The sequence below is a fragment of the Serratia sp. CY31944 genome (assembly GCF_052169175.1).
Taxonomy (GTDB): Bacteria; Pseudomonadota; Gammaproteobacteria; order Enterobacterales; family Enterobacteriaceae; genus Serratia; species Serratia sarumanii.
On record NZ_JBJNLG010000003.1, the window covers coordinates 80,218 to 104,776 of the forward strand.

Consider the following 24,559-nt stretch of genomic DNA (forward strand, 5'->3'; position numbering starts at 1 on the left):
TGAATGTATTAAATAAGAAACTGAGTTTCATATATGAAACAATCAGATAGAGGATAAAAGCAATGAGCTGGAAGAATGTGTGCGAAGTGTCTCAGGTGAAAGAAGATTTTCCTTTTTCCGGCAAAGTGGAAGGAAAAGAGATCGGGGTATACCTGCTCGACGGTAACTACTACGCGCTGGAAGACGTCTGCCCGCATGCCTATGCCTTGCTCAGCCAGGGGTTTGTAGACGACGGCAAGGTTGAGTGCCCGCTGCACGAAGCGCTGTTTGACGTGCGCACCGGCCAGTGCCTGCGCGAGCCGGGCGGCCGCGATCTGCAAACCTATCCCACCCGGGTGGTCGACAACCAAATCCAGATCACCTTTATCGCGGAGGAGTAATCATGCAGCACATCACCGATTTCAATCCCTGGCTGCCGGACACCCAACAGGTGACGCCGGCCCGCGAAGGCGGCAACGGTCAAATCCATCAGCCGGGCCAGTTCCGCAATGTCATCTGGCAAAACCGCGCCCGGGTGCCGGACGGTTTCGAAACCGCCCTGGTGGCGGCGCTGGAAACGATCTTCGATCAGGGCGCGGAAGAGCTGGAGCAGATCGTCAGCGCGTTGAATCAGCGCCGCCTGTTCGATCGCAGCGGCCAACCGTGGAATGAGGCGACGTTCCGCGAATTCCTTCACGTTAACGGTTTCTGAGCCACATCCGGGAGAAGACAATGACAGCAAATACAACATCCTCCGAACAGAGCTTGCAGGACTATCTTGACCAGGGGCTGCGCGGCATGTGGTATCCGGTGCTGGCCAGCTGGGAAGTGGGCAACAATCCGGTCGGTATCACCCGTCTGGAGCAGCAAATCGTGGTGTGGCGCGACGGTGAAGGCCAGATCCACGCGCTGGAAGACCGCTGCCCGCACCGCGGCGCGCGGCTTTCCATGGGGTGGAACCTCGGCGATCGCATCGCCTGCTGGTATCACGGGGTGGAGGTCGGCGGCGACGGCACGGTGAAAGACGTGCCGGCGGTGGATCGTTGCCCGCTGGTGGGGCAAAAATGCCTGCGGTCTTACCCGGCCAAAGAAGCCTACGGCGCGGTGTTCCTTTATTTCGGCGTGACGGCGGATGAAGCGCCGGCGGAGCTGACTTTCCCGCAAGAGCTGGCGGACGAAGCGTCGTACAGCAATTTCCTGTGCACCGCCAGCTGGAACTGCAACTACCAATACGCCCTGGAAAACGTGATGGATCCGATGCACGGCACCTACCTGCACTCCTCCTCGCACTCGATGGCGGAAGGGGACCGCAAGGCGGATATGGGGCTGGAGCCGACCGACAGCGGGTTTATCTTCAAGAAAAACGGCCAGATTGGCGTCAACTTCGACTGGGTGGAGTTCGGCAACAGCGGCGCGTATTGGATGCGCCTGTCGATCCCGTACAAAAAGCGCTTCGGGCCGGGTGGTCACTTCTGGATCATCGGCATGGTGGTGCCGGAAGACAAGGATCACTGCCGGGTATTCTTCTGGCGCATCCGTAAGGTCAAAGACTGGCAGCGCGACATGTGGCGCTTCATGTACCGCAACCGCCTGGAATCGTTGCATTGGGACGTGCTCGAGCAGGATCGCATCGTGCTTGAAAATATGGCGCCTAACGCCCGCGGCCGCGAATACCTGTACCAGCACGACGTCGGCCTTTCGCGCCTGCGCCGCCTGATGCAAAAAGAGGCGCAGAAACAGCTGGCGACGCTGCGCGAGCGGGAGGCGGCGCAGTGAACGGCCTGTTGAACGGCAAACGCATCGTGGTCACCGGGGCAGCGCGCGGCCTGGGCTACAGCTTCGCCGCCGCCATCGCCGCCGCCGGCGCGCAGGTGGTGATGTGCGACATTCTGGCGGATGAGCTGGCGGCGAGCGGCGCCGCGCTGCGTGAGCAGGGCGCTCAGGTGGAAATGCAGACCATCGATCTAGCGTCACCGGATTCGATCCGTTCGGCGTTCGAGAAGATCGCCGCAGGCGGCGGAATCGACGGCCTGGTGAACAACGCGGCGTTGGCGACCGGCGTCGGCGGCAAAACCATGATGGAATACGATATCGATCTGTGGGATCGGGTGATGCAGGTCAACGTGCGCGGCACCTGGCTGGTGAGCCAGGCGGCGGTGCCGCTGCTGGCGCGCAGCCCGCACGCCAAGATCGTCAACGTGGCGTCGGACACTGCGCTGTGGGGCGCGCCGCGCCTGATGGCCTATGTCGCCAGTAAAGGCGCGCTGATCGCGATGACCCGCTCGATGGCGCGCGAGCTGGGCCCGCAGGGGATCTGCGTCAACGCCATCGCACCGGGCCTGACGCGGGTGGAAGCCACCGAGTATGTGCCCGCCGAGCGCCATCAGCTGTACGAGCAGGGGCGCGCGCTGGCCGGGGCGCAGCACCCGGACGATGTGAACGGTACGGTGCTTTATCTGCTGTCGCCGCTGGCGGATTTCGTCACCGGCCAACTGCTGCCGGTCAACGGCGGCTTTGTATTCAACTGACGGCCCGCAGGGCTGGCGCACAGCGCAGGAGCGAGAGATGGCGGACGAGCAAGCATGTAAGTATCTGATCCCGGGGCTGGATCGCGGGTTGCAGTTGCTGCTGGCGTTTGGCGAGCAGCATAAGGAAATGACCTTCGCCGAGTTGCATCGCCTGGTCGATATGCCGAAGGCCACCGCCTACCGCGTGGTGCAGACGCTTGAGCACCTGGGCTTTCTGGAGCGCAATCCGCGCACCAACACCTTTGCGCTCGGCATCAAGGTGCTGCGCCTCGGCTTTGAATACATCGCGTCGCTGGACGTGGCGCAGGCCGGCCAGCCGGTGATTGAGCAGCTGCGCGATCGCAGCCAGTGCAGCAGTCATCTGGCGATCCGCGATGGGCGCGACGTTATCTACATCGCCCGCGTCAGCGCCGCCGGTTCGCAGATCAATCAGGTCAGCGTCGGCACCCGCTTGCCGGTGCACCAAACCTCGCTCGGCCGCATGCTGTTGACCAGCGCCACCCGCAGCGAGTTCGAACAACTTTATCCGGACGCGCAGCTGCCGGGCAATGCGCCGGGCACCCCGGCGGATCGCGAAACGCTGTGGCAGATGGTGCAGCAAGACAAAGCGCGCGGCTATGTGATCGGCGAATCGTTCTTCCGCCACGGCATCTCCTCGATCGTCTACCCGATCTTCAACCGCGAGCAGCGGGTCGAGGCGGTGGTCAGCATCATGGTGCCGTCCGATGAGATCCCGAAAGCGGATCGCGAGCGGCTGCGCATGGAAGTGCGCGACGCGGCGGAGAAAATTTCCGGCTTCCTCGGCGCGCCGCCGCAGGCCAACGTCGGCTAACCGACAGGACCGACTCTTTTACTCAGGCAGGGATAAGGCCCGTAGCAAACAGGGGCCGGGGTTCACTCATGCCTGAAAACCGTATGCAGCGAGAACGTGAGGCTGAACAATGAGCGTAATCGGAATCGAAAAACTGGAGTTTGGCGTCGAAGATCTGCCAACCTGCGAAAAATTCATGCAAGACTTCGGCCTGCAGCCCGCCACGCAACATTGGGGCGAACCGCAGCGCGAATTCACCACCCTGAGCGGGGCGCGTGTCGTCCTGTATCCGTTGCAAAGCGCGGCGCTGCCTGCGGCGTTTGAGGGCGGTTCTACCCTGCGCCGCATGACCTGGGGCGTGGCCTCGCCCGCCGAGCTGGCGCGCCTGCAGCCGCGTTTGGCGTTGATGCCCGGCTTCCGGCAGGTGGGAGAAGAGCTGGAATGCCTCGATCCCAACGGCATGACGCTGCGCTTCGTCGTCAGCCGCCAGCAGGCGGTCGAGGTGCCGGTCACGCCGATCAACCAATGGGGTGACGTGCGCCGCATCGATCAACCCAGCCCGGTCTATGCGCAGGCGCAGCCGATCAACATCGGCCACGTGGTGTTCTTCGTTGAGGATCTGGCGGCGACCGAGCGCTTCTACCGCGAGCTGTTGGATTTCCAGGTTTCCGATCGCTATATCGATCGCGCCGTCTTCCTGCGTACCCAGGCGCGCGGCGGCCACCATAACCTGTTCCTGCTGAAGCTGCCGAACCGCCCACGCGGCCTGAACCACGTGGCGTTCACCGTGCGCGATATCCACGAAGTGATCGGCGGCGGCATCGCCATGAACAAGGAGAAGTGGAGCACCTTTATCGGCCCCGGCCGCCACCCGATCTCCTCGGCTTATTTCTGGTACGTCAACAGCCCGACCGGCGGGGCGTTCGAGTACTACACCAACGACGATTATCTGACGGAAAACTGGCAGCCGCGCGAGCTGGAGCATTCGTTGGTCTCCTTCACCGAATGGGCGGTAGAGGGCGGCATCGATCACGACACGCGCCGTCAGCATAAAAAGGCGGAGGCGTTATGAACCGGCCGGAACACGCGGGCATCGTCATCGTCGGCGGCGGCCAGGCCGGGGGCTGGGCGGCCAAGACGCTGCGCGATCGCGGTTACAGCGGCCGGCTGACGGTTGTCAGCGACGAACCCTACGATTTTTACGAGCGGCCGCCGCTGTCGAAAGCGGCGCTGCTGAATGCCGAGGCTTCCCTCAGCCGACTGTTCAGCGAACAGGCGGTGGCGGAGCTGAATATCGACTGGCGTCGCCCGCTGCGCGCCGAGTCCATCGATGCAGAACAGCAAATCGTTACGCTCAGCGACGGGCAACGGCTGCAGTTTGAGCAGTTGCTGATCGCCACCGGCGGTCGGCCGCGTTTGCCGGGCGCCGCCTGGGCGCAGCACCCGCGTGTGATGACGCTGCGTTCCTGGGACGATGCGGCTCGGTTGCGGCAGGGCCTGCAGGGTTGCCGCCGCCTGGCGATCGTTGGCGGCGGTTGGATCGGGCTGGAGATCGCCGCTTCCGCGCGCCGTCTCGGCGCCGAGGTGACGGTGTTTGAACGCCAGCCCGCGCTGTGCATGCGCAGCGTCGGCGCCGACGTTTCACAGGCGTTGCTCGAACTGCATCGCCGGCAGGGCGTCACGGTGCTGTGCGGCTGCGGCGAGATCTCGCTGGAAGATCGCGACGGCGCCGCCTGGATCGGCAGCGAAGTCAGCGATCCGCAGGCCTTCGACCTGGTGGTGGTGGGGATCGGCGTCGAGCTGAATCTCGAACTGGCGCGCAGCGCCGGGCTGGCGATCGAGTCCGGCATCGTGGTCGACGGCCAGGGGCGCACCAGCCATCCGGCGATCTTCGCCGCCGGCGACGTGGCGCGCCACCCGACGCTTGGCCTGTGCCTGCAGTCCTGGGCCTACGCGCAAAATCAGGCCATCAGCACCGCCTGCGCGATGCTCGACGCCTTCGCCGCACCGTATGACGACGTGGCCTGGCTTTGGTCGGATCAATACGACGCCAATATCCAGATCCTCGGCGTGCCGAGCGGCGGCGTGCACCATGTGGTGCGCCGCACGCCGCAGTCGCAGGTGTTCTTCACGCTGAACGCCGATCGGCAGCTGGTGCAGATGGTGGCGTTCAACGATGCGCGCACCATCAAGCTCGGCAAGCGTTGGCTGGCGAGCGGCCGGGTGCTGGATCCGCAGCAGCTGGCGGATGCGGAGTTTTCTTTGATGGCGTTGAAATAACGCCCGAACCTCGGGAGCGTTTTATGACTACGCAAGACATTGACGCCCGCGCTGGACGGGCGGGGGAAGCCGTTGCCGAAAATCCGCAGCAGCGGGTGCGCTGGTCGGTGCCGATCGCGCTGTTCGCCTGCGTGCTGCTGGCGTTTTTCGACAAGATCAGCATCGCGGCGCTGTTTTCCGATAGTGAGTTTCAGCAGGCGTTGGGCATCGGGTTTGACCCGGCGCGGCTGGGTTTGCTGATGAGCGCGTTTCTGTTCTCCTACGGCATTTCCTCGATGCTGCTCAGCGGCATCGGCGATCGGCTTAATCCGGTCAAGGTATTGATTGGCATGATGGTGGTGTGGGGCGTGCTGATGGTGTTGATGGGGATGACGCGTTCCTACCACGCCATGATGACGCTGCGCATTCTGCTCGGCATCGCCGAAGGGCCGCTGCTGCCGATGGCCTACGCCATTATTCGTCAGGCCTTCCCGCCGCAGCTGCAGGCGCGCGCCACCATGCTGTGGCTGCTCGGCACGCCGCTGGGCGCCGCGCTTGGCTTCCCGGTCACCCTGTACATCCTCAATACCTTCGACTGGCAGGCCACCTTCTTCTTTATGGCGTTTCTGACGCTGCCGGTGATGTTGCTGGTGCTGTTCGGCATGCGCCACCTGAACGTCGCGCGCCCGGCGGCAGCAACCAAGCCGGCGGTGTCCGAACGCAAACAGCATCGCCGCGAGCTGCTGCGCAGCCCGCACTTTTGGATGATCTGCCTGTTCAACATCGCCTTCCTGACCTACCTGTGGGGCATGAACGGCTGGTTGCCGAGCTATCTGATCAAGGGGAAAGGCATTCATCTGGAGCATGCCGGTTACCTCTCTTCGCTGCCGTTCATCGCCATGCTGCTCGGCGAAGTGCTGGGCGCCTGGCTGTCGGACAAGCTGGATCGGCGCGCGCTGGCCTGTTTCCTGTCGCTGTGCGGCGCCGGCCTCGGTCTGGCGGTGGTGCTGCACCTGCAGGGCACCTACAGCGTAATCGCCGCCATGGCCTTCAGCACCTTTATGTGGGGCGCCGGCGCGCCGAATATTTTCGCGCTGTTGGCGAAGGCGACCAGCAGCAAGGTCAGCGCCACCGCCGGCGGCATCTTCAACGGGTTGGGCAATTTTGCCGGCGCGCTGGCGCCGGTGCTGATGGGGGCGTTGATCGCCGCTACCGGCAATATGGATAACGGCCTGCTGTTCCTGGTGGTGATGGCTTTCGTCGGCTGCCTCATTCTGCTGCCGTTACTGAGAAAGTACTGATTAATCAATCGATTCAACAGAGGAGTGACAACATGTCTCAGGTTGAGAACAAAGCCGGCGTTAAGCCGCAGGATCTGTCGATGGAAAACTGGGTGGAGTCGCGCATCGCCCGTTTCGAAGGCCGTAAATACGACTGGAACGCGCTGAAATTCCAGGCCGACTTTGACCCGAAATACCGCCGCGCGCAGATGCGCTACATCGGTACCGGCGCTACCGGCGTGGCCAGCGACGCCAACACCATTCCGGCGGGCAACTTCACCTTCTCCACCATGGTGCTGCCGTCGAAGTGCGAGGGCCCGCTGCACCTGCACGACGACGTGGAGGAAGTGTTCTTCATGCTGAAAGGCAGCATCACGCTGATGATTCAGGATGGGGAAGAGTATTACGAGACCAGGCTGAAAGAGCGCGATCTGATCTCGGTGCCGGCGGGGGTATATCGCGGCCTGTTCAACCACGGTGAGGAAGAGGCGCTGATGTGCGTGATGCTCGGCACCGCCAAGCCGGAGATCCCAACCTATCCGGCGGATCATCCGCTATCCAAAGTGAAGCGCAACTGATGAATGGCCTGGCGCAACGCCAACGGGCGCGCTGCGGGGCGTATACCCTGAGCTGGCGCGAGGCCGGGCAGGGGCGGCCGGTGGTGTTGCTGCACGGCATCAGCTCCGGATCGGCCTCGTGGGTCAAGCAGCTCAACGATAGCGGCCTGACGGATGGCCACCGTCTGTTGGCGTGGGACGCGCCGGGCTACGGCGGCAGCCTGCCGTTGGCGGATCCGCAGGCCGATGCCGCCGGTTATGCGGCGGCGTTGGCGGCGCTGATAGATGAGCTGCAGCTGGCGCAGCCGCTGATCGTCGGCCATTCGCTGGGGGCGCTGATCGGCAGCGCCTATGCCGCCGGCTATCCGGACGGGTTATGCGGATTGGCGTTGGCGGATCCGGCGCAGGGCTATGCCGCGGCGCCGGAGGAAAAACGCCGGCAGGTCTATGGCCAGCGCCAACAGATGATAGAGACGCTGGGGCCGGTGGGCTACGGCGAGCAGCGGGCGGCGGCCTTGCTGCGTGAAGGGGCGGATCCGCAGAACATCGCCTGGGTGCGCAACGGCATGCAGCAGCTCGATCCCGACGGCTTTCTGAGAGCCGCCTGGATGCTGGCCAACGACGAGATCGGCCGCTATCTGGCGCGCTATCGCGGCCCGCTGGAAGTCTGGTGCGGTGAGCAGGATCGCATTACGCCGCCGGAGAAGGCGGCCGAGCTGGCGCGTGAGCAGGACGCGACGCTGCGTTTGATCGCCGCCGCCGGCCATGCCAGCTACCTCGACGCGCCGGCGTGTTTCAACCGCTATCTGCGGGACTTTACGGGAGCAATCCAACGATGAATTTTCAGCTTGAAAACCGGGTGGCGGTGGTGACCGGCGGCTCGTCGGGCATCGGTTTCGAAACCCTGAAGCTGCTGCTGGCCGAAGGGGCGAAGGTGGCGTTCTGCGGCCGCGATCCGGACAAACTGGCCGGCGCGGAGGCCAGCCTGCGTGCGGACTTCCCGCAGGCGGAGATCCTGGCGCTGCGCTGCGACGTGCTGGACGCGCAGCAGGTGGCGCAGTTCGCCGCTCAGGTGACGGCGCATTTCGGCGGCGTGGATCTGCTGATCAACAATGCCGGTCAGGGCTTCGTCGCCCATTTTGACCAGACGCCGCGCGAAGCCTGGCTGCATGAGGCCGAGCTGAAGCTGTTCGGCGTGATCAACCCGGTGCAGGCGTTCTTACCGGCGCTGGAACGGTCGGCGATCGCGTCTATCACCTGCGTGAACTCGCTGCTGGCGCTGCAGCCGGAAGAACACATGATCGCCACCTCGGCGGCGCGCGCCGCGCTGCTCAACATGACGCTGACGCTGTCGAAAGAGCTGGTGGGCAAAGGCATTCGCGTTAACTCGATCTTGCTGGGGATGGTGGAGTCAGGCCAGTGGCGCCGCCGTTTCGACGAGCGCAGCGATAAAGATCAAAGCTGGGAACAGTGGACGGCGGCGATCGCCGAACGGCGCGGCATCCCGATGAAGCGCCTGGGCAAGCCGCAGGAGCCGGCGCAGGCGCTGCTGTTCCTCGCTTCGCCGCTGGCTTCCTTTACCACCGGCGCGGCGCTGGACGTATCCGGCGGCTTTAACCGCCATGTGTAGCAGGGGCCGATGAAGATGAAGAAGATCATGATGATTGGCTACGGCGCGATGGCGAAGGAAGTGATCGCGCGTTTGCCGGAAGGCGTGGAGGTCGGTTGGATCCTGGCGCGCGCGGCTCATCATGCGGCGATCGCCGCGGCCTTTGGCGGGCGGGTGCAGGCGCTGACCCATCCCGAGCAGTGTTTGCAGCGGCCGGATCTGGTGCTGGAGTGCGCCAGCCAGCAGGCGGTGGCGGAGTTCGGCGAAGCGGTGCTGCAGCGCGGTTGGCCGCTGGCGCTGATCTCGACCGGCGCGCTGGCGGACGCCGCATTGCAACAGCGGCTGCAGCAGGTTTGCCGCCGCCATCACGGGCAGCTAATCGTGCTGTCCGGTGCGGTGGCGGGGATGGATGGGCTGGCGTCGGCGCGCGAAGGCGGGCTGGAGAGCGTGACCTATCAGGCCAGCAAAAGCCCGGCCAGCTGGCGAGGCAGCCCGGCGGAGCAGCTGATCGACCTCGATGCGGTGAGCGAAGCGCAGGTATTTTTTGAAGGCTCGGCGCGCGAAGCGGCGCGTTTGTTTCCGGCCAATGCCAACGTGGCGGCCACCATTGCGCTCAACGGCTTGGGGATGGACGCCACCCGGGTGCGCCTGCAGGTCGATCCCGCCACCCGGCGCAATACCCATCGTCTGCAGGTATGCGGCGACTTTGGCGAATTTCACATCGAGCTGAGCGGTACCCCGCTGGCGAGCAATCCCAAAACATCAACCCTGGCGGCGCTGAGCGCGGTACAAGCCTGCCGCCGTCTGGTGGACGGCGGTTTTATTGCCTGAACGGCAGGAGCGGAGCATGGAACGATTGAATATTTTTGTCGCCGGGCGCTGGCGTGAAGGGCGTGGCGAAGAGATGGCTTCGGTATTCCCGGCCGACGGCAGCGTCAACGCGCGGTTGCGCGCCGCCAACGTCGAGGACGTGAACGAGGCGGTGGAAGCGGCGGAGCGCGCCTGGCGCGCGCCGGAATGGCGCGGGCTGGTGCCGCATCAACGCGCCTCGATCCTCTACCGCGTCAGCAACCTGATCCTGGCGCAGCAGGAGCAGTTGGCCGAGCTGCAAACCCGCGATAACGGCAAGCCGCTGGCCGAGACCCGTGGGCTGGTGGCCAGCGCGGCGGCGACCGCGCGCTACTTTGCCGCCGCCTGCGAGGTGTTGGAAGGCGAGTTGCCGACCCCGCGCAGCGCTGAGGTGATGACGCTCAGCCAGTACCAACCGATGGGGGTGATCGCCGCCATTACGCCGTGGAACTCGCCGATCGCCAGCGAAATGCAGAAGGTGGCGCCGGCGCTGGCGGCGGGCAACGCGGTGGTGCTTAAACCGGCCGAAGCCACGCCGTTGATGGCGCTGAAGCTGGCCGAGCTGTTCGAACAGGCGGGCCTGCCGGCCGGGCTGCTCAGCGTGTTGCCGGGCAAAGGTTCGGTGATCGGCGAGGCGTTGGCGCGCCATCCGCTGGTGAAAAAGATCGCCTTTACCGGCGGGACCAGTACCGGGCGCCATTTGGCGCACATCGCCGCCGACAAGCTGATCCCCACCTCGCTGGAGCTGGGGGGCAAATCGCCGACCATCGTGCTGGAGGACGCCGATCTGGAACAGGCGGCGCGCGGCATCTGCTACGGCATCTTCAGCTCCGCCGGCCAGGCGTGCATCGCCGGTTCGCGGCTGTTCGTGCATCGTTCGCTGTATCAGCCGCTGCTGGCGCGTTTGACCGAACTGACGGCGGGGCTGCGCATCGGCAACCCGCTGGTGCCGGGCGTGCATCTCGGCCCGCTGATCAGCGCCAAACATCGGCAAAGCGTGGCGGACTACGTGGCGCTGGCGCGGCAGGAGGGCGGCCGGGTGATCATCGGCGGCGAAGCGCCGGCCGATCCGCTACTGGCGAGCGGCAGCTATTACCTGCCGACCATTATCGAAGGCTTGAACAACGACGCCCGCGTTTGCCAGGAAGAGATCTTCGGCCCGGTGCTGGTGGCGCTGCCGTTCGACGACGAACAACAGCTGACTGAACAGGCCAATGACTCGGTGTACGGCCTGGCGGCCGGCATCTGGAGCCGCGACTTCCCTCGTGCGATGGCGCTGGCGGAGCGGCTGGAAACCGGCACCGTCTGGGTCAACACCTACAAAACGTTCTCGATTTCCACGCCGTTCGGCGGCTTCAAGGAGAGCGGGCTGGGCCGCGAAAAAGGCCTGAACGGCATCAAGGCCTACATGCAGCAGAAAAGCGTGTATCTGGCGCTGAGCCATCAGGTGAATCGCTGGAGCGACTAGGCCGACACCTCTACGCATAACCCTAATAACGACTACCCTAAGAAGGCAGATGATGAGCGATAAAATCACGGTTGGCGAGGCGATAGCCCGGACTCTGGAACAGTACGCGGTGTCGGCGATGTACGGCATCATTTCGATTCATAATCTGCCGATCGCCGATGCGGTGGGGCAGCGCGATAAAATTCGCTTCGTGCCGGCGCGCGGCGAAGCGGGGGCGGTCACCATGGCCGACGCGCACGGGCGCTTCTCCGGCCTGGGCGTGGCGTTGACCAGCACCGGCGCCGGCGCCGGCAACGCGGTGGGGGCGATGATTGAGGCGCTCAACGCCAACACGCCGCTGCTGCATATCACCGGCCAGGTGGAAAAAGCCTATCTGGACGCCGACGCCGGTTTTATTCATGAAACCCGCGATCAGCTCGGCTTCCTGCGCGCCTGCTCCAAACGCGCTTACCGGGTCAATTCGCCGGAGCAGGCGGTGGCGGTGATCCAGCGGGCGATCCTGGATGCGCAAACCGTGCCGTGCGGCCCGGTGGCGGTCGAGATCCCGATCGATATTCAAAGCAGCCTGGTTTCCCGTTCGGTGCTGACCGAGCCGTTGGCGCCGGCGCCGCTGCCGAAGGCGGACGATGCGGCGGTGGAACGGCTGCATCAGCGGCTGAAACAGGCCAAGCGTCCGCTGCTGTGGTTGGGGGGCGGCGCCTTGGCCTGCGGCGACGCGGTGCGCAAGCTGGCGGACGCTGGCGTAGCGGTGATCTCCAGCACCCACGGGCGCGGCATTCTGCCGGACAGCCATCCGCGCAGCCTGCGGGCGTTCCATAACTCACCGAGCATCGAAGCGATCCTGACGCAGTGCGATCTGACGCTGGTGGCCGGTTCGCGCCTGCGCAGTAATGAAACCCGCACCTGGACGCTGCCGCTGCCGCGCCCGCTGGTGCAGATTGACATCGATCCGGCGGCGGCCAACCGCAACTATCTGGCCGATGAACAGATCAACGGCGACTGTGCGGCGCTGCTGGCGGCGCTGGCGGCGCGGCTGAGCCCCGGCGAGAAGGTCAACGCCGAGTGGGATGCCGAGATCGCGGGGGCGGTGCAGCAGGCGGAGAGCGCGCTGCGCCAGCAGTCCGGCGAATACGCCAAACTCAACGATGCCATCGACGCCGCGCTGCCGCAGGACGGGTTGCTGGTACGCGATATCACCGTTTCCGGCAGCGTCTGGGGCAGCCGTCTGTTCCGTGCCATCTCGCCGCTGTGCAACATTCACTCGCTGGCGGGCGCCATCGGTATGGGGCTGCCGATGGCTATCGGCACCGCGATCGCCAACCCGCAGCGCAAGGTGGTGGGGCTGGTGGGCGACGGTGGTCTGGCGCTGGGCCTGGGCGAGCTGGCGACCATGGCGCAGGAACAGGTGAACATCACCCTGATTATCATGAACGACGGCGGTTATGGCGTGATGCGCGGCATTCAGGACAAGTACTTCGCCGGGCGTCAGTATTACAACGAGCTGCATACGCCGGCCTTTACCCAGATCGCCGAAGCGATGGGGTTGAAAGCCTGGAAGGTGGACGCGGCGTCGCAGTTCAACGGCGTGCTGGCCGAGGCGATCAACTACCCGGGGCCGTCGGTGGTCGAGGTGGACATGAAGCAGGTCGGGCCGCTGACCTTCGCCGGGCCGCCGCAGAAGACGCTGTATTGAGACGATAAAAAACGCCCGGCGATTGCCGGGCGTTCTCGTGGTTATTTCTCTGCCGCGATGCGATCGCGAATGTGCTGAGCGCGCGCTTGGGAAGACGGGTGATCGTCGAACATGCTGCTCTGACGGCCGGCTTCCATCTGGGCCAGTTTTTCGAAGCTGGTGGCCAGGCCATTCGGATCGATGCCGCGCTTTTTCAGCAGATCGAACGAGTAATCATCCGCTTCGCTTTCCTGCTTCTGCGAGAACTGGGCGCTGACCAGCTTTTCGCCGATGTCTGCCAGCTGCGACTGCGACAGCGAGCCGATGACGCCCCCGGCGGAGGACGCCGCGGTGCGCAGCGCCACGGTGCCGTAAGCCACCTGCATCGCCTTGCGGGTGTGGCCCAGCGCCACGTGGCCCATTTCATGGCCCAGCACGCCTTCGACTTCGTTGTCGTTCATCATGTCCATCAGGCCGCTGTAGACGCGGATGCAGCCGTTGGCCATCGCCCAGGCGTTGACGTCTTTGGTCACGTAGACCTTGTAGTTGGCCGGGGTGCCGTTGATGTTGTCGCCCAGCGCTGCGGCGATTTTGTTGAGACGCTTGGCGTAGGTGCTGTCGGCCGGCGCGATTTGTGCCTTGCTGTCCATCTCGGCGCAGGATTTATCACTCAGGGCCTTAACGTCGTCGTTGCTCAGGGTCGCCGCCTGGAACGCCTGCGCGCCGGACTGCATCAAGGTTTCGGTATTCAGGTTTTGACAGCCGGTTGCCAGGGTGGCAATGCCCAACGCAATCAAAGAGGTACGGATCTTCATAACGCCATCTTCCTGTGAAGGTAACAAGGTAAAAAAGTCATTTTGCTTGGAGGAAATCTTGTTGCAAGAGCCTAGTGTACGCCAGCCGGGGCGAGAATAGTGTTATTCCGAAAAAGCGTCCAATCGTGCTAATAAGTGGTGAACTCGCTCTCATTTGGCATTAGGGATTGCCGTTGTGATGTGGAGTCTGAGAAAATAGGGAACTTGACTGCTTTTTTTATCCGACCTGGAGTAAAACATGTCCTCTCGTAAAGAGCTTGCCAACGCCATCCGCGCACTCAGCATGGACGCCGTACAAAAAGCCAATTCCGGCCACCCCGGTGCCCCTATGGGCATGGCGGACATCGCCGAAGTCCTGTGGCGTGACTACCTCAACCACAACCCGACTAACCCGCACTGGGCTGACCGCGACCGTTTCGTGCTCTCCAACGGCCACGGCTCCATGTTGATTTACAGCCTCCTGCACCTCACCGGCTATGACCTGCCGATGCGCGAGCTGGAAAACTTCCGTCAGCTGCACTCCAAAACCCCGGGCCACCCGGAGTATGGCTACACCCCGGGCGTTGAGACCACCACCGGCCCGCTGGGCCAGGGCATCGCCAACGCCGTCGGCTTCGCCATCGCCGAACGCACCCTGGCGGCGCAGTTCAACCGCCCGGGCCACGACATCGTTGACCACCACACCTACGCCTTCATGGGCGACGGCTGCATGATGGAAGGCATCTCGCACGAAGTCTGCTCTCTGGCCGGTACCCTCAAGCTCGGCAAGCTGACCGCTTTCTACGATGACAACGGCATCTCCATCGACGGCCACGTCGACGGCTGGTTCACCGACGACACCGCCCTGCGCTTTGAAGCCTACGGCTGGCACGTGGTGCGCAACGTCGACGGCCACAACCCGGACGCCATCAAGGCCGCGATTGAAGAAGCCCGCAAGGTGACCGACAAGCCGTCGCTGCTGATGTGCAAGACCGTTATCGGCTTCGGTTCGCCGAACAAGGCCGGCACCCATGACGTGCACGGCGCCGCGCTGGGCGCCGCCGAAGTGGCCGCCACCCGCGAAGCGCTGGGCTGGAAATACGCCGCCTTTGAAATCCCGCAGGACATCTACGCCCAGTGGGACGCCAAAGAAGCCGGTCAGGCCAAAGAAGCGGCCTGGAACGACAAATTCGCCGCCTACGCCAGGGCCTTCCCGGAGCAGGCTGCCGAGTTCAAGCGCCGCATGAACGGCGAGCTGCCGGCCGACTGGAAAGCCGACGCCAAGGCGTTCGTGGAAAAACTGCAGGCCAACCCGGCCAACATCGCCAGCCGCAAGGCGTCGCAGAACGCGCTGGAAGCGTTCGGCAAGGTGCTGCCGGAGTTCCTGGGCGGCTCTGCCGACCTGGCGCCGAGCAACCTGACCATGTGGTCAGGCTCGAAAGCGCTGAACGTTGACCCGGCGGGCAACTACATTCATTACGGCGTGCGCGAGTTCGGCATGACCGCCATCACCAACGGCATCGCGCTGCACGGCGGCTTCCTGCCGTACTCGGCGACTTTCCTGATGTTCGTGGAATACGCCCGCAACGCGGTGCGCATGGCGGCGCTGATGAAGCTGCGCAACGTGTTCGTCTACACCCACGACTCCATCGGTCTGGGCGAAGACGGCCCGACCCACCAGCCGGTGGAGCAGCTGGCGAGCCTGCGCGTGACCCCGAACATGAGCACCTGGCGCCCGTGTGACCAGGTGGAATCGGCGGTGGCGTGGCAGTACGGCATCGAGCGCAACGACGGCCCGACCACGCTGGTGTTCTCGCGCCAGAACCTGACCCAGCAGCCGCGCACCGCAGAGCAGCTGGCGAACGTGTACCGCGGCGGCTACGTGCTGAAAGACTGCGCGGGCACGCCGGACGTCATCCTGATTGCCACCGGCTCCGAAGTGGGCATCACGGTGGAAGCGGCGGACAAGCTGACCGCGGCGGGCCGCAAGGTGCGCGTGGTGTCGATGCCGTCGACCGACGCGTTCGACAAGCAGGATGCGGCGTACCGCGAGTCGGTGCTGCCGGCGGCGGTAACGGCGCGCGTGGCGGTGGAAGCGGGTATCGCGGACTACTGGTACAAGTACGTGGGGCTGAACGGCGCCATCGTGGGCATGACCACCTTCGGTGAGTCGGCACCGGCGGAGCAGCTGTTCGCCGAGTTCGGCTTCACCGTGGACAACGTGGTGGCCAAGGCGCAGGCGCTGCTGAAGTAAGCGGCCTGGCGCCAGCCGATAAGAAAGCCGGTCATCGTGACCGGCTTTTTTTATGGGCGTAACCCGCGGTTACGACGCGGCGTTGGCGCTTTCGACGCTGCGCAACCGGTCGTAAGCCGCCGCCAGCAACAGCACCAGCAGCGTAGGCTGCAGCCAGACCAGACCTTGTTCGGCCAGCGGCAGCTTATCGAACCAGGCGGGCAGCAGGCCGCTGAAGCTGGAGGCCTTCAGGCCGTCGGCGAGGCCAAACACCAGGCTGGTGGCGATCACCGGCGCGAAGACGCGCTTGGCGCTGCGCCAGCGGTTCTGGCTGAAGCTGAGTAACACCAGCGCGATGCAGGGCGGGTAGATCGCCGTCAGCACCGGCAGCGAGACGCGGATCAGATTGGCCAGCCCCATGTTGGAGACCAACATGGCGAAGAGGGCGAGGATAACCACCAGCGTGCGGTAAGAGAGCGGCAGGTAGCGGGAGAAAAAGTCCGCACAGGCGCAGGTCATGCCGACCGCCGTCACCAGGCAGGCGATGAACATCAGTACCGCCATAAAGACGCTGCCCAGATCGCCAAAGGTGTGTTGCACATAGGCGTGCAGGATCGCCGCGCCATCCTGAGCGCCACTCTCGACCAGGCCGCCGCTGCCGGCGCCGAGCTTGAACATGCAGATATAGACCAGCGTCAGGCCGACGCCGGCGATCAGGCTGGCCCACAGGGTGTAGCGCAGCAGCAGGCCGCTGTCGCTGACGCCGCGCGAGCGGGCGGCAGTGACGATAATCGAGCCGAACATCAGCGCCGACAGCGTGTCCATGGTTTGATACCCCTGCACGAAGCCGGTGGAAAACGCCGCTGCCTGATAGCTGCCGACGGCGGAGACCGGTTCACCGGCGGGCCAAACCAGGGCGGCGATGCCGAGCGCGGCCAACGCCAGAATTTTCAGCGGCGCCAGAATATGGCCGACGTTATCGAGCAAGCGGCCGGGATACAGCGAGACGATCATCGCCAGGGTAAAGAACAGCAGGCTGTAGATGAACTGCGGCAGGGCGCCGTCGCCGGTGAAGGGCGCGATGCCGAGGGCGAAAGAGACATTGGCGGTTCGCGGCGTGGCGAACAGCGGGCCGAGCGCCAGATAGCAGACGGTCGCCAACAGCAGGCCGGCGGTGCGGCCGATGGGGCCGGTCAGCAGGCTGATGCTGCCGCCGACGCGCGCCAGCGCGATCACGGCGATCACCGGCAAGGCGACGGCGGTCACCATAAACCCGAGGGCGGCCGGCCACAGATGCTCGCCGGACTGCAGTCCCACCAGCGGGGGGAAAATGATGTTGCCGGCGCCGACAAACAGGGCGAAGGTCATAAAGCCCAGGGCGATAATGTCTTTCGGGGATAAATTCTTGGTCATAACGGTATGGCACTGCCTGTATTCATGAAATAAACGGCCTGGCTGCGGATGGAGAACCGCAGAAGGGCAGGCGCAGGGGGCCGCGAGCGCCCGCAAAATTTTCGTCCGGCAGGATATAATAATTCGGCGACAAAAACCTGATTAATCCAGCGCTGTTTATCCTGGCGTGAACCGGCCGCATAGAGGGATCATGGCGGCCGGCCCGGCAGGGCTTTAGCTTGCGCGCGCCACCCTGTTTATCGACAGGGGGATTTCGATATGCGGTTTGAAAGAGTCATAGGCGAAAGAGACATGGCCGTCTTCGACCGGTTTGCGGGTGAAAAAGATCGGCATATCGCGGGTTGAATGCCGGCGTTTGTCCTGAAGCTTCCAAGATCGCCATCGTACAGCGAATTCGCCTGCTGCGGCGCTCTCGCCTGGCCGAATAGTCTGCAACAGAAAGTGCCGTAAAGCCCGCGCTGCCGGGCTTTTTTGTTGGCTAAAAAACGCCCAGCCTCACAAAATCGAAAGATAACAAAGCAACGCCGTTGCCTCGTTGTAGTTATTAACTATATGTTAATTTTTGGTTTATTAAATGTGATCATGGGATGGATGATGATGAAAAAAATCAGCGCGACCGTAGCTGCAATCACCTTACTGGGCTCCGTTTCCGCCTATGCGGCCTTCCCGGCGGGCTACCCCGCCGACTATCAGAAATGGGTCGACGGCGCGAAGAAAGAAGGCAAGGTGGTGATTTACTCGACCACCGACACCAAGGCGGCGGCGCCGCTGATCCAGGGGTTCGAGGCGTTGTATCCGGGCATCAAGGTGGAATACAACGACATGAACAGCACCGAACTCTATAACCGCTTCATCAGCGAGCAGGCGGCCGGCGGCACCAGCGGCGACGTGGTGTGGAGCTCGTCGATGGACACCATTTTGAAACTGGCGGGCGATTACGCGCAGGAGTATGCCTCCCCTGAGCAGGCCCAGCTGCCGAAATGGGCGGTATGGCAAGATAAAGTGTATGGCACCACCTATGAGCCGGTGGTGTTTATCTATAACAAACGCCTGATCCCGCAAGGCGATGTGCCGGATTCGCACGCGGCTCTGGCCAAGCTGATCGCCGGCCAGACGGACAAATTCAAGAAGAAAGTCACCACGTACGACATCGAAAAATCCGGCGTCGGCTTCATGCTGTCGGTGCAGGACTTCAAGGCCGATCCCAACTACTTAAAAACGCTGGCCGACGTGGCCAAGGGCGGGTTGGCGGTGCAATCCTCCACCGGCACCATGATGGAGCGCGTCTCCTCCGGTGAAAACCTGATCGGCTTCAATATCCTCGGTTCGTACGCCGAGGCCCGCGCCAAGAGCGACCCGTCGCTCGGCATCGTCTATCCGAAAGACTATACCCTGGTGCTGTCGCGCGTGAGCTTCATCAGCAAAGAGGCCGGCAACCCTAACGCCGCCAAGCTGTGGTTCGACTACGTGCTGTCGGAGAAAGGGCAAAGTATTCTCGCCAATCAGGCGGATATCCCCTCGATCCGCAACGACATCGAAGGCAAGAACGACATCGACGGCATGACCAAGCTGTTGGGTAACGCGCTCAAGCCGATCCCGGTCGACGACAGCCTGCTGGAATATCTGCAGCCGGCCAAACGCCTCGACTACATCAAACAGTGGCGCGCCGCCGCGGCGAAATAACAGGGACTGCATTCGGACGCGCGCCTGTCGCAGGGGTGCGCGCCCTTTGGTCGTCGTTTACAACCATAGGGAGCATTTATGCAAGCATGGCGCAGAAAGTGGCAGAGCCTGCCGCGCGGCCTGGTGGTGTTGATAACCGCGCTGGTTATCTATGTCCCCCTGTCGTTTATCATCATTCAAAGCTTCCTTTCGGCACCGTTTTTCTCTCCCTCCAAGGTCTTCAGCCTGGAGGCCTTCGAGTTCATCTTTACCGATCCGGATTTCTACAAGGCGCTGAAAAGCGGCTTTATTCTGGCATTCGGCCTGGTGATCATCGCCATCCCCCTCGGCGGCATTTTGGCTTTCCTGATGGTGCGCACCGATCTGCCGGGGCGGCGGATCATCGAACCGCTGATTCTGGTGCCGATCTTCGTGTCGCCGATGGTGCTGGGTTTCGGTTACGTGGTGGCGGCGGGGCCGGTGGGTTTCTTCTCGCTGTGGGCGCAGGCGCTGCTGGGCTTTGTGCCGTGGAACATCTATTCGATGGCCAGCATCGTGGTGATTGCCGGATTGACGCACGTGCCCCACGCGTATCTGTACATCTCCTCGGCGCTGCGCAGCGTGGGCTCCGACGTTGAAGAAGCGGCGCGCACCGCCGGCGCCACGCCGCTGCAGGTGATGACCGCCGTCAGCCTGCCGATGGTGCGGCCGTCTATCCTGTACGCCGGGGTGCTGCTGTTCTTCCTCGGGCTAGAAGTGTTCGGCCTGATGCTGGTGCTGGGGGATCCGGAGGGCAATCTGGTGCTGGCGACCTACCTGTACCAGTTGACCAACAAGCTGGGCACGCCGTCTTACCACCTGATGGCGGCGGTGGCGGTGGTGCTGATCTGCATCACCATTCCGCTGGTGATGCTGCAGCGCCGGCTGATGCGCACCGCCAACCGCTTCGTTACCGTCAAGGGCAAAGCCTCGCAGGCCCGCGCGCTGCCGCTGGGCAAATGGCGCTGGGTGGCCGGCGCGGTGGTGGTGTTCTGGCTGACCGTGACCATCGGCGTGCCGCTGATCGGCGTGGTGCTGCGCGCCTTTATCTCCAACTGGGGCGTGGGCGTGTCAGTCTGGGACGAGCTGTCGATCAACACCTTCCGCACCATCTGGGCGCAGCCCAACCTGCTGCGCGCCATCGTCAACTCAATGGCGATTGGGGTGATTGGCGGGGCGCTGGCGGTGGCGTGCTACCTGTTCATCGGCATCGCCATGCACCGCAAGCCGGATGGCGCCACGCGCTTCCTCGATTACAGCGTGCTGGTGCCGCGCGCTGTGCCGGGGCTGCTGGCCGGTCTGGCATTCCTGTGGGTGTTTCTGTTCCTGCCGATGTGGCTGGACAAATCGCTCAAGGAGGGCTGGCTGTCGGCGCTGCCGATGGCCGAGTGGCTGCGTGCTAACTGGATTGTCTGGCTGCGTTCGCTGCGCAGCACCATCTTCAGCGTCTGGCTGGCGTACACCGTGGTGTGGATGGCTTACGGCCTGCGGCTGATCTCTTCCACGCTGCTGCAGGTGGGGCCGGAACTGGAGGAGGCGGCGCGCAGCGCCGGCGCCAGCCGTGGCCAGATCACCCGCCACGTCACCATTCCGCTGTCGCGCTACGGCCTGATTGGCTCCTGGCTGCTGATGTTCCTGATTTTTGAACGCGAATATTCTACCGGGGTGTATCTGCTGTCTCCGGGCACGGAAACCATCGGCTCGATGCTGGTTTCCCTGTGGGCCGCGGGCGCTATCGATATCGTCGCCGCGCTGTCGTTCATCAATATCCTGCTGGTGGTGCTGGGGCTGGGGATTGCCTTGCGCTTTGGAGTGAAATTACATGATTGAACTTTCGGTAGAGAATCTGCATTTGACCTATGGCGACAACCCGGTGTTGAAAGGGGTGTCGATGGATCTGAAACGGGGCGAAGTGGTCTCGCTGCTGGGCCCGTCGGGCAGCGGCAAAACCACGCTGCTGCGGGCGGTGGCCGGGCTGGAGAAACCGAGCCAGGGGCGGATCGTCATCGGCAACAGCGCGGTGTACAACGGCAGCGCGCGCAGCGAAATTCCCGCCGAAGAGCGCAACCTGGGGCTGGTGTTTCAGTCCTACGCGCTGTGGCCGCATAAAACGGTGTTTGAGAACGTCGCTTACCCGCTGAAGCTGCGTAAGATCGCCTCGGCGGAAATCACCCAGCGGGTGCAGGCGGTGCTGGATCAGCTCGGGTTGGGGCATCTGGCCAAGCGCCATCCGCACCAGCTATCCGGCGGCCAGCAGCAGCGCGTGGCGATTGGGCGTGCGCTGGTCTACAACCCGCCGGTGATCCTGCTGGACGAGCCGCTGTCCAACCTTGACGCCAAGCTGCGCGAAGAGGCGCGGGTATTCCTGCGCGAGTTGATCATCAAGCTTGGCCTGTCGGCGCTGATGGTGACCCACGATCAGAACGAGGCGATGGCCATCTCCGATCGCATCCTGCTGCTCAATAACGGCAAAATCGAACAGCAGGGCACGCCGCAGGAGATGTACGGTTCGCCCACCACGCTGTTCACCGCCGAGTTCATGGGCAGCAACAACCGCTTGCCGGGCAAGGTTGTCGCGCTGGAAGGCGACCGGGCGCGCATCGAAGGCAAGGATTGGGCGCTGTGGGGCAAAGCGGGCGCAGGCGTGCAGGTCGGCCAGGAGGGCTCGGCGGTGATCCGCGTGGAGCGCGTGCGGTTGGGCGAAGATCCGCAGGGCAACCAGCTTGAGCTGCCGCTGCTGACCAGCATGTATCTCGGCGATCGCTGGGAATACCTGTTCCGCACCGTGGCCGAGGATTTCGTGGTGCGCGCCTATGGCCACGAAGCGCGCGATCGGGCGCTGTGCCGGCTCTCCCTGCCGGCCGAGCATCTGTGGATATTCCCGAAAGCCTAATCAGGACGCCCGCAGGCGCGGGCGTTCCGTTTACAGATCCAGCACCAGCCGGCTGCCTTTGGCGCGCGAGCAGCAGATCAACAGGGTTTGCTGCGCCGCGCGCTCTTCGTCGCTGAGATACTGATCGCGGTGATCGGCTTCCCCCTCGACGATGCGGGTTTCGCAGGTGCCGCAAATGCCTTCGCGGCACAGGCACTCGACCCTGGCCGCCTTGCTGTTTTCCAGCGCCTGCAGGATGGTCATGTCTTCCGCCACTTCAAGCTCAATACCTGAGCGGGCCAGCACCAGCGTAAAGGCACCGCCCGCCGTGTCTTCAGCGGCGAAGGCTTCGCTGTGCAAGCGAGCGGCGTCGATGCCCAGTTCGGCGGCGGTCCGGTAAACCGCTTCGTTCAGCGCCGCCGGGCCGCAGACGTAGATATGGGCGCCGGGCTCCACGTCGGCCAGCGTGCGCGCCAGATCCAACCGGCCGTTAAGACTGGAGACATGGCAACTGACGTTGTCGGTGAACGGTGCTTGCGTCAGCTGTTGCTGGAAGGCGTTGTGTTCCTCGCTGTGGAAGCAGTAGTGAAGATGATAGCGTTGCCCGCTGCGCTGCAGCTCGTGCAGATGGGCCATAAACGGCGTGATGCCTATGCCGCCGGCGATCAGCACGTGATGCTGCACCTCGGGCGCCAGCGCGAACAGGTTATTGGGGGTGCTGATGGTCAGCGTATCGCCGATCGCCAGCCGATCGTGCATGAAGTCGGAACCGCCTTTGGAAGGGGACTCACGGCGCACGGCGATCTGGTAACGGTCGAGCTCGAACGGTGAGCTCAGCAGCGAATAGGCATTGCTGTAACGCTGCTCGCCGTCCTGCATTTGCACGATGATGTGGCTGCCGCCGCTGAAGGCGGGCAGCGGCCGGCCCTGAGGATCCGCCAGGGTAAAGCGCTTGACCTGCGCGGTGACGGGGTCGATGTCGACGACGCGAACATCAAGCATCTGATAGCTGGTCATTTATTGGCTCCAAAGCGCGGGCGTCCCCGCGCATGAAAAAGTTATACCGCCTGGCACAGGTATTTGAGCTCCAGATAGTCTTCGATGCCGTATTCGGAGCCTTCACGCCCCAGACCCGACTGCTTCACCCCGCCGAACGGGGCTACCTCGTTGGAGATAAGGCCGGTATTGATGCCGACCATGCCGTACTCCAGCCGCTCCGAAACGCGCCAGATGCGCGCCGCATCGCGGGTGTAGAAGTAGGCGGCCAAGCCGTAGATGGTGTCGTTGGCCTGGCGGATCGCCTCGGCTTCGTCATCGAACGCCACCAGCGGCGCGACCGGGCCGAAGATCTCTTCTTCCAGCAGCAGCGAGCCGGGCTGCACGTCGCCCAGCACCGTCGGCGTGAAGAAATTGCCGCCCAGCGCGTGCGGCGTGGCGCCGGTCAGCACCCGAGCGCCTTTGCTCAGCGCGTCATCGAGCAGCTCCAGCACCTTGTCGCGCGCCTTGCGGTTGATCAGCGGGCCGATCTGCACGCCGGGCTCGAAGCCGTTGCCGACCTGCAGTGCCGCCACCCGGGCGACAAACTTCTCGGCGAACTGCGGGTAAACGCCGCGCTGCACGTAGAACCGGTTGACGCAGACGCAGGTCTGCCCGGCGTTGCGGTATTTGGCGATCAGCGCGCCCTCCACCGCGGCATCGATGTCCGCATCGTCAAACACGATGAACGGCGCGTTGCCGCCCAGCTCCAGCGACACTTTCTTGATGGTGTCCGCGCTCTGGCGCATCAGCAGCCTGCCCACCGGCGTGGAGCCGGTAAAGCTCAGTTTGCGCACCTGCGGGTGGCGGGTCAGCTCGGCGCCGATCGCCTGCGAGTTGCCGGTCACCACGTTGAATACCCCGGCGGGAATGCCGGCGCGCTCAGCCAGCTCGGCCATCGCCAGCGCCGAGTAAGGGGTTTCGTTAGCGGGTTTGACCACCAGCGTGCAGCCGGCCGCCAGCGACGGCGCGGCCTTGCGGGTGATCATCGCCGCCGGGAAGTTCCAGGGGGTGATCGCCGCGCACACGCCAATGCCCTGCTTCAGCACCATCAGGCGTTTATCGCCGCTCGGCGAGGGAATGATGTCTCCATTGGTGCGTTTGGCCTGTTCGGCGAACCATTCGATAAAGGAGGCGGCGTAGCGGATCTCGCCCAGCGATTCCGCCAGTGGCTTGCCTTGCTCCAGCGTCATCAGGCTGGCCAGATCCTGCTGGTGTTCCAGCATCAGTTCGAACCAGCGGCGCAGCAGCTGCGCGCGCTGTTGTGCCGGCAGCGCGCGCCAGCCTTCCAGCGCCTGCTGGGCGGCGTCGATCGCCCGTTGGGTTTCGGCCGTCGCCATGTTGGGCACGCTGCCGATGCGTTGGCCGGTGGCGGGATCGCTCACCGGCAGGATTTCCTGGTTGTCGGCGTCGCGCCATTGGCCGTTGATGTAGGCCTGTTGGCGGAATAGCGCCCGATCGGAAATATTCACGAGAACCTCACAAGTCAGGGGGAGGGG

22 protein-coding genes are annotated in these 24,559 nt (G+C 63.9%); 18 read left to right on the top strand and 4 right to left on the bottom strand.

From position 1 onward, the window contains the following. Positions 1-62 precede the first annotated feature (62 nt). The 14 genes from ACJ8IN_RS04420 to ACJ8IN_RS04485 all read left to right on the top strand — a co-directional run bounded on the left by ACJ8IN_RS04420 (position 63) and on the right by ACJ8IN_RS04485 (position 13,033). Positions 63-380 (top strand): non-heme iron oxygenase ferredoxin subunit, encoded by a 318-nt coding sequence (locus tag ACJ8IN_RS04420; RefSeq protein WP_004937614.1) that lies wholly within the window; start codon positions 63-65, stop codon positions 378-380. A gap of 2 nt (positions 381-382) precedes the next feature. Continuing rightward, a complete protein-coding gene (locus tag ACJ8IN_RS04425) occupies positions 383-691 on the top strand; it encodes a recombinase-like helix-turn-helix domain-containing protein (RefSeq protein ID WP_004937617.1) in 309 nt (102 codons plus the stop codon). 20 nt (positions 692-711) lie between these two features. Next, positions 712-1,755: an aromatic ring-hydroxylating oxygenase subunit alpha gene (locus ACJ8IN_RS04430; protein ID WP_033649620.1), complete on the top strand. Its 1,044-nt coding sequence runs from the start codon at positions 712-714 to the stop codon at positions 1,753-1,755. Continuing rightward, positions 1,752-2,507, top strand: coding sequence for an SDR family oxidoreductase (locus tag ACJ8IN_RS04435; protein ID WP_060425284.1), 756 nt, complete (start codon positions 1,752-1,754; stop codon positions 2,505-2,507). Before ACJ8IN_RS04430 ends, ACJ8IN_RS04435 begins: the two co-directional genes overlap by 4 nt. 37 nt (positions 2,508-2,544) lie before the next feature. After that, the gene (locus ACJ8IN_RS04440) at positions 2,545-3,339 is read left to right on the top strand and encodes an IclR family transcriptional regulator (protein ID WP_004937625.1); all 795 of its coding nucleotides are present in this window, start codon (positions 2,545-2,547) and stop codon (positions 3,337-3,339) included. Between the two features lie 109 nt (positions 3,340-3,448). Further along, complete coding sequence (locus tag ACJ8IN_RS04445) at positions 3,449-4,390, top strand: VOC family protein (protein WP_060425283.1); 942 nt, start codon at positions 3,449-3,451, stop codon at positions 4,388-4,390. Then, positions 4,387-5,598, top strand: a complete 1,212-nt coding sequence (locus ACJ8IN_RS04450) for an NAD(P)/FAD-dependent oxidoreductase (protein ID WP_060425281.1) — start codon at positions 4,387-4,389, stop codon at positions 5,596-5,598. The genes ACJ8IN_RS04445 and ACJ8IN_RS04450 overlap by 4 nt, the downstream gene beginning before the upstream one ends. Positions 5,599-5,621: 23 nt before the next feature. After that, the gene (locus ACJ8IN_RS04455) at positions 5,622-6,878 is read left to right on the top strand and encodes an MFS transporter (RefSeq protein ID WP_033635897.1); all 1,257 of its coding nucleotides are present in this window, start codon (positions 5,622-5,624) and stop codon (positions 6,876-6,878) included. 32 nt (positions 6,879-6,910) lie between these two features. Beyond that, entirely contained in the window at positions 6,911-7,435 is a 525-nt protein-coding gene (locus ACJ8IN_RS04460) for a cupin domain-containing protein (RefSeq protein WP_004937634.1), read from the top strand. Then, positions 7,435-8,253 carry an alpha/beta fold hydrolase gene (locus tag ACJ8IN_RS04465; protein ID WP_308326023.1) on the top strand — a complete coding sequence of 273 codons (819 nt, stop codon included), beginning with the start codon at positions 7,435-7,437 and terminating at the stop codon, positions 8,251-8,253. The genes ACJ8IN_RS04460 and ACJ8IN_RS04465 overlap by 1 nt, the downstream gene beginning before the upstream one ends. Continuing rightward, the gene (locus ACJ8IN_RS04470; protein WP_049235414.1) at positions 8,250-9,044 is read left to right on the top strand and encodes an SDR family oxidoreductase; all 795 of its coding nucleotides are present in this window, start codon (positions 8,250-8,252) and stop codon (positions 9,042-9,044) included. The genes ACJ8IN_RS04465 and ACJ8IN_RS04470 overlap by 4 nt, the downstream gene beginning before the upstream one ends. 15 nt (positions 9,045-9,059) lie before the next feature. After that, the gene (locus ACJ8IN_RS04475; RefSeq protein ID WP_033635893.1) at positions 9,060-9,854 is read left to right on the top strand and encodes an aspartate dehydrogenase; all 795 of its coding nucleotides are present in this window, start codon (positions 9,060-9,062) and stop codon (positions 9,852-9,854) included. A 16-nt stretch (positions 9,855-9,870) separates the two neighbouring features. Continuing rightward, entirely contained in the window at positions 9,871-11,340 is a 1,470-nt protein-coding gene (locus ACJ8IN_RS04480) for an aldehyde dehydrogenase (protein ID WP_033635892.1), read from the top strand. 52 nt (positions 11,341-11,392) lie between these two features. Next, positions 11,393-13,033, top strand: coding sequence for a thiamine pyrophosphate-binding protein (locus tag ACJ8IN_RS04485; protein ID WP_033654701.1), 1,641 nt, complete (start codon positions 11,393-11,395; stop codon positions 13,031-13,033). 41 nt (positions 13,034-13,074) lie between these two features. On the opposite strand, the gene ACJ8IN_RS04490 is transcribed toward ACJ8IN_RS04485, so the two are convergent. After that, positions 13,075-13,827, bottom strand: coding sequence for a M48 family metallopeptidase (locus ACJ8IN_RS04490; protein ID WP_033635890.1), 753 nt, complete (start codon positions 13,825-13,827; stop codon positions 13,075-13,077). Positions 13,828-14,065: 238 nt separating this feature from the next. Here ACJ8IN_RS04490 and tkt point away from each other — a divergent pair, with 238 nt between their 5' ends. After that, positions 14,066-16,060, top strand: a complete 1,995-nt coding sequence (gene tkt, locus ACJ8IN_RS04495; protein WP_041036605.1) for a transketolase — start codon at positions 14,066-14,068, stop codon at positions 16,058-16,060. Between the two features lie 69 nt (positions 16,061-16,129). Here tkt and brnQ read toward each other — a convergent pair whose 3' ends face one another. Next, positions 16,130-17,452, bottom strand: coding sequence for a branched-chain amino acid transport system II carrier protein (gene brnQ / locus ACJ8IN_RS04500; protein ID WP_047570604.1), 1,323 nt, complete (start codon positions 17,450-17,452; stop codon positions 16,130-16,132). A 594-nt stretch (positions 17,453-18,046) separates the two neighbouring features. On the opposite strand from brnQ, the gene ACJ8IN_RS04505 reads away from it, so the two are divergent. The 3 genes from ACJ8IN_RS04505 to ACJ8IN_RS04515 all read left to right on the top strand — a co-directional run bounded on the left by ACJ8IN_RS04505 (position 18,047) and on the right by ACJ8IN_RS04515 (position 22,046). Continuing rightward, complete coding sequence (locus tag ACJ8IN_RS04505; RefSeq protein WP_060424098.1) at positions 18,047-19,135, top strand: ABC transporter substrate-binding protein; 1,089 nt, start codon at positions 18,047-18,049, stop codon at positions 19,133-19,135. Positions 19,136-19,213: 78 nt separating this feature from the next. After that, complete coding sequence (locus ACJ8IN_RS04510; RefSeq protein WP_033635883.1) at positions 19,214-20,983, top strand: ABC transporter permease; 1,770 nt, start codon at positions 19,214-19,216, stop codon at positions 20,981-20,983. Continuing rightward, positions 20,976-22,046, top strand: a complete 1,071-nt coding sequence (locus ACJ8IN_RS04515; RefSeq protein WP_060424096.1) for an ABC transporter ATP-binding protein — start codon at positions 20,976-20,978, stop codon at positions 22,044-22,046. Before ACJ8IN_RS04510 ends, ACJ8IN_RS04515 begins: the two co-directional genes overlap by 8 nt. 30 nt (positions 22,047-22,076) lie before the next feature. On the opposite strand, the gene ACJ8IN_RS04520 is transcribed toward ACJ8IN_RS04515, so the two are convergent. Together ACJ8IN_RS04520 and ACJ8IN_RS04525 are read right to left on the bottom strand one after the other, a co-directional pair. Continuing rightward, positions 22,077-23,042, bottom strand: a complete 966-nt coding sequence (locus tag ACJ8IN_RS04520) for a PDR/VanB family oxidoreductase (protein ID WP_060424095.1) — start codon at positions 23,040-23,042, stop codon at positions 22,077-22,079. A gap of 41 nt (positions 23,043-23,083) precedes the next feature. Continuing rightward, complete coding sequence (locus ACJ8IN_RS04525) at positions 23,084-24,532, bottom strand: NAD-dependent succinate-semialdehyde dehydrogenase (RefSeq protein ID WP_060424094.1); 1,449 nt, start codon at positions 24,530-24,532, stop codon at positions 23,084-23,086. Between the last annotated feature and the right edge of the window lie 27 nt (positions 24,533-24,559).

Excerpts from the sequence above, each read along its gene's own strand:
- ACJ8IN_RS04425 (WP_004937617.1), top strand. The coding sequence starts at position 383 with ATGCAGCACATCACCGATTTCAATCCCTGGCTGCCGGACACCCAACAG.
- ACJ8IN_RS04475 (WP_033635893.1), top strand. The coding sequence starts at position 9,060 with ATGAAGAAGATCATGATGATTGGCTACGGCGCGATGGCGAAGGAAGTG.
- ACJ8IN_RS04445 (WP_060425283.1), top strand. The coding sequence starts at position 3,449 with ATGAGCGTAATCGGAATCGAAAAACTGGAGTTTGGCGTCGAAGATCTG.
- ACJ8IN_RS04460 (WP_004937634.1), top strand. The coding sequence starts at position 6,911 with ATGTCTCAGGTTGAGAACAAAGCCGGCGTTAAGCCGCAGGATCTGTCG.
- ACJ8IN_RS04420 (WP_004937614.1), top strand. The coding sequence starts at position 63 with ATGAGCTGGAAGAATGTGTGCGAAGTGTCTCAGGTGAAAGAAGATTTT.
- ACJ8IN_RS04485 (WP_033654701.1), top strand. The coding sequence starts at position 11,393 with ATGAGCGATAAAATCACGGTTGGCGAGGCGATAGCCCGGACTCTGGAA.
- brnQ (WP_047570604.1), bottom strand. The coding sequence starts at position 17,452 with ATGACCAAGAATTTATCCCCGAAAGACATTATCGCCCTGGGCTTTATG.
- ACJ8IN_RS04490 (WP_033635890.1), bottom strand. The coding sequence starts at position 13,827 with ATGAAGATCCGTACCTCTTTGATTGCGTTGGGCATTGCCACCCTGGCA.
- ACJ8IN_RS04520 (WP_060424095.1), bottom strand. The coding sequence starts at position 23,042 with ATGACCAGCTATCAGATGCTTGATGTTCGCGTCGTCGACATCGACCCC.
- ACJ8IN_RS04510 (WP_033635883.1), top strand. The coding sequence starts at position 19,214 with ATGCAAGCATGGCGCAGAAAGTGGCAGAGCCTGCCGCGCGGCCTGGTG.
- ACJ8IN_RS04455 (WP_033635897.1), top strand. The coding sequence starts at position 5,622 with ATGACTACGCAAGACATTGACGCCCGCGCTGGACGGGCGGGGGAAGCC.
- ACJ8IN_RS04465 (WP_308326023.1), top strand. The coding sequence starts at position 7,435 with ATGAATGGCCTGGCGCAACGCCAACGGGCGCGCTGCGGGGCGTATACC.
- tkt (WP_041036605.1), top strand. The coding sequence starts at position 14,066 with ATGTCCTCTCGTAAAGAGCTTGCCAACGCCATCCGCGCACTCAGCATG.
- ACJ8IN_RS04440 (WP_004937625.1), top strand. The coding sequence starts at position 2,545 with ATGGCGGACGAGCAAGCATGTAAGTATCTGATCCCGGGGCTGGATCGC.
- ACJ8IN_RS04515 (WP_060424096.1), top strand. The coding sequence starts at position 20,976 with ATGATTGAACTTTCGGTAGAGAATCTGCATTTGACCTATGGCGACAAC.
- ACJ8IN_RS04480 (WP_033635892.1), top strand. The coding sequence starts at position 9,871 with ATGGAACGATTGAATATTTTTGTCGCCGGGCGCTGGCGTGAAGGGCGT.
- ACJ8IN_RS04470 (WP_049235414.1), top strand. The coding sequence starts at position 8,250 with ATGAATTTTCAGCTTGAAAACCGGGTGGCGGTGGTGACCGGCGGCTCG.
- ACJ8IN_RS04505 (WP_060424098.1), top strand. The coding sequence starts at position 18,047 with ATGATGAAAAAAATCAGCGCGACCGTAGCTGCAATCACCTTACTGGGC.
- ACJ8IN_RS04450 (WP_060425281.1), top strand. The coding sequence starts at position 4,387 with ATGAACCGGCCGGAACACGCGGGCATCGTCATCGTCGGCGGCGGCCAG.
- ACJ8IN_RS04430 (WP_033649620.1), top strand. The coding sequence starts at position 712 with ATGACAGCAAATACAACATCCTCCGAACAGAGCTTGCAGGACTATCTT.